The sequence below is a fragment of the Streptococcus oralis subsp. oralis genome (assembly GCF_002096435.1).
In the GTDB taxonomy this organism is placed as follows: Bacteria; Bacillota; Bacilli; order Lactobacillales; family Streptococcaceae; genus Streptococcus; species Streptococcus oralis_AA.
Map to the genome: position 1 here is coordinate 1 of NZ_NCUI01000004.1, position 428 is coordinate 428.

General features: G+C 46.3%; 1 protein-coding gene. It reads left to right on the forward strand.

The features are described from left to right. Nucleotides 1-428, forward strand: a 428-nt coding sequence (locus B7723_RS00020; protein WP_142358067.1) for an isopeptide-forming domain-containing fimbrial protein, incomplete at both ends; no start/stop codon positions are given.

Genomic DNA, 428 nt, shown 5'->3' on the forward strand with positions numbered 1-428 from the left:
AACTTGTCCGCATATGTGAAGGAAGACGGCCGTACACAGATTCCGAATAAGGCTTCTTATGACGCAAGCTTCCCACACAAACCAGGTGTGCACAAAGACTCTAATGAAGTCCCAGTAACGCCACCAACACCAGACGAGCCAGAGATCAAGAAAGATGTTAACGGCAAGGCAGAAGAAACTCTCGCAAAACGCGACCAAGTCTTCACATACAATGTGAAAACAACAGTAGCGCAAGATGCGACAGCCTTCAGCGTAACCGATAAGATCGAAGATGTTCTTGAGTTCGCAGGTAAATCAAGTGCGACCTTGAATGGTCAAGCTCTTGATGCAAGTCAAATCAAGGTAGAAGGACAAACCATTACCTTGACCCTTACCGAGGAACAAGTGAAAGCCAATGGCGGTCAAGCTGTTGAATTAACATTCGATGC